The sequence below is a fragment of the Kaarinaea lacus genome (genome assembly GCF_975902315.1).
This window is the reverse complement of the sequence record NZ_CDLKIE010000443.1, coordinates 1-2,911: the sequence shown is the minus strand read 5'-3', so window position 1 is coordinate 2,911 and position 2,911 is coordinate 1. Positions and strand designations below refer to the sequence as shown.

At 48.5% G+C, this 2,911-nt stretch carries 5 protein-coding genes; 4 read left to right on the top strand and 1 reads right to left on the bottom strand.

All coding sequences use genetic code 11. The features are described 5' to 3' along the window. On the bottom strand, positions 1–118 hold a 118-nt coding region (locus ACWVCM_RS13820; protein ID WP_455202347.1), incomplete at its 3' end, for a 5'/3'-nucleotidase SurE. Here ACWVCM_RS13820 and surE point away from each other — a divergent pair. The 4 genes from surE to ACWVCM_RS13800 all read left to right on the top strand — a co-directional run bounded on the left by surE (position 84) and on the right by ACWVCM_RS13800 (position 2,891). Further along, positions 84–641 (top strand): 5'/3'-nucleotidase SurE, encoded by a 558-nt coding sequence (gene surE, locus ACWVCM_RS13815; RefSeq protein ID WP_455202346.1) that lies wholly within the window; start codon positions 84–86, stop codon positions 639–641. The two genes, ACWVCM_RS13820 and surE, sit on opposite strands and share 35 nt — an antisense overlap. A gap of 16 nt (positions 642–657) precedes the next feature. Next, on the top strand, positions 658–1,317 hold the full coding sequence (locus ACWVCM_RS13810) for a protein-L-isoaspartate(D-aspartate) O-methyltransferase (protein WP_455202345.1): 660 nt from the start codon (positions 658–660) through the stop codon (positions 1,315–1,317). A 60-nt stretch (positions 1,318–1,377) separates the two neighbouring features. Further along, entirely contained in the window at positions 1,378–1,926 is a 549-nt protein-coding gene (locus tag ACWVCM_RS13805; protein WP_455202344.1) for a YqaA family protein, read from the top strand. A gap of 263 nt (positions 1,927–2,189) precedes the next feature. Further along, positions 2,190–2,891: a peptidoglycan DD-metalloendopeptidase family protein gene (locus tag ACWVCM_RS13800; RefSeq protein WP_455202343.1), complete on the top strand. Its 702-nt coding sequence runs from the start codon at positions 2,190–2,192 to the stop codon at positions 2,889–2,891. Positions 2,892–2,911: the final 20 nt, after the last annotated feature.

Genomic DNA, 2,911 nt, shown 5'->3' with positions numbered 1-2,911 from the left:
GTGATACCGCCATCGCCGGCAAGCCTAGAAAGCGTCCCTCCATTGCTGCGGCCACGGTGCCCGAATACAATACATCATCCCCCATGTTAGATCCGGCATTGATACCTGCGATGACCATAACGGGCTTATTGGACGTTGAACCCGACATGGTCATCGCAGGTATCAATGCCGGATCTAACATGGGGGATGATGTATTGTATTCGGGCACCGTGGCCGCAGCAATGGAGGGACGCTTTCTAGGCTTGCCGGCGATGGCGGTATCACTGGTTGGCGAAAAATTTTTACACTACGACACTGCAGCACAAGTTGCGATGAAACTTTTACAAAAATTACAACAACATCCATTGCCAGCTGATACTATACTTAACGTCAATGTGCCTGATGTGCCCTGGGAACAATTAAGCGGATTTGAAGCAACGCGGTTGGGACGCCGGCATAAATCAGAACCCGTAGTTAAGACGCAAGATCCGCGGGGTCGGCCTATTTATTGGGTTGGACCTGTCGGTAAGGAAGAGGATGCGGGGCCGGGGACAGATTTTTTTGCGGTAAACAATAATGCGGTATCAATTACACCGATCCATGTGGATCTGACACAATATAACGCGATCGATACTGTTGCCAGTTGGTTGCACGGGGAGTAAGGGGAGTCGTTAATCTATGAATGTGAAACATCGGGGTATTGGCATGACGTCGCAGCGTACGCGCGAGCGACTGGTTAAACGACTCGAAGAGCAAGGTATTAAAAACGTTTCAGTACTGGATGTGATACGGCAAACACCTCGCCACATATTTGTTGACGAAGCACTGGCCAGTCGAGCCTATGAAGACACGGCGTTACCTATTGGTTACAGCCAGACAATTTCACAACCGTATGTCGTGGCGCGTATGACAGAGGCATTGGTGGAAACCGGTCCCCTGGACAAAGTACTGGAAGTGGGCACAGGATCAGGTTACCAGGCGGCAGTAATGTCACATTTTGCCGGGACTGTATACACCGTGGAGCGCATCGAACCACTCATCCAGCAAGCACGCCGTCGTTTCATGGAATTGCGTTTGCGAAATATTCGATCGCACCACAGTGACGGCAACTGGGGATGGCCGGAACATGAACCCTATGACGGGATAATTGTGACAGCGGCTCCCGTTGATATTCCACAAAGTTTATTGCAACAGTTGCAAATTGGTGGGCGCCTGGTCATGCCGGTCGGGCAAAGTGGCGATCAGGATTTAATTCTAATCACTCGCACTGAAACGGGTTTTGACCGGGAAGTGTTAAACCAGGTCAGTTTCGTGCCGATGTTAGGTGGTACAGTCTAGTCATCCATTCTATTGTTGTTTGTTATTGTGCAATTATTTTCTTCCTTATATGAAAAAGTCATGCGTTGGGCAGCCCATCGTCATGCGCAATGGTACCTCGCAGGGCTCAGTTTTGCGGAATCCTCGTTTTTCCCCATTCCACCCGATGTGATGTTGGCGCCCATGTCGCTGGCTGAAACAAAAAAAGCCTGGCGCTTTGCGTTTATCACAACACTATTTTCAGTGATTGGAGGGGCAGCCGGTTATGCCATCGGTATGTTTGCCTTTGATTTGGTACAGCCAGTCCTGGAAAAAGCCGGTTATATGGATAAATACCAGTTAGCCGTGGACTGGTTTGAGCAATGGGGCATCTGGGTTGTGTTTTTGGCGGGATTTTCTCCGATTCCATACAAGCTCTTCACCATCGCGGCGGGGGTAGTCTCCATGATGTTCATTCCGTTTCTGATTGCCTCCCTGATTGGTCGTGGCGCCCGGTTTTTTATCGTGGCAGGCTTGATGGTGTGGGGTGGTGAGAAGATGGATCAGGCCTTGCGACAGTACGTCGATCGCATAGGCTGGATACTGGTAGCGCTGGTGGCGATTGCTTTTGTTTGGTATGAATTTTCGTGATACTTTTCACGCTTTGTTTATTTCGAGCCGCTTCTAGTGGTGGTATCTTAAACAACATCGGGTCGATCTGGTGTTTTACTTTTCGTCAGGACTAGCTCAATTTTCTTGCGGAATTTTGCGGAATGAGTCTGCAATGTATTTCACGTATGCAAAATCGAAGTAATCTCCTACACCCCTGCGGGCGAAATCACTTACGAATCTTACTTAGAGTAATCTTTAAGCAATTCAGTAATTTCCGGTTCCAATTTTTGGCACTCTTTCTTATGATAACCCTGATATCGGGGTGCGGGAGCCATATCTATCATTTTGTAGAACCCGGCGAAACCTTGTATTCCATCAGCTGGGCATACGGACACGACTACCGTCAGGTGGCCCAATGGAACGAAATTTCACCCCCTTATATTGTAAGAAAAGGCCAGCGACTGCGTGTAGCGCCGCCTCAAGCGAAGCGTGCAACCGGTAAAAAACAGAAAGGAAACAGTAAGTTAACGGCTTCCAGGGGCGCTGATAAAGAAACAACAAGCGTCGCCGATAAACAGGAAGTTGTTAAATCCCCATCTCAGGACGAGTTTGCGAATAATGCGACCCTCAAATGGCAATGGCCTACCAGGGGGGGCAAGGTGGTCCAGACATTTGATGAGCGCGATCCAGGAAAGCAAGGCGTTGATGTAGCAGGCAAATTCGGTCAACCTATCTATGCAGCTGCACGAGGACGCGTAGTTTACAGTGGAGGTGGACTTTCACGCTATGGAAAGCTTATCATCGTTAAACATAACGAGACCTTCCTAAGTGCGTATGCGCATAATAAGCGAATACTCGTGAAGGAAGGGGAAAATCTCAAAGCCGGGCAATATATCGCTGAAATGGGAAATACCGGTACCAACAAAACGAAATTGCACTTTGAGATACGACGTGATGGAAAACCAGTCAATCCGTTACGTTATTTACCAAAAAAAATGCAGTAATCATTGATAGTAATCGCGAG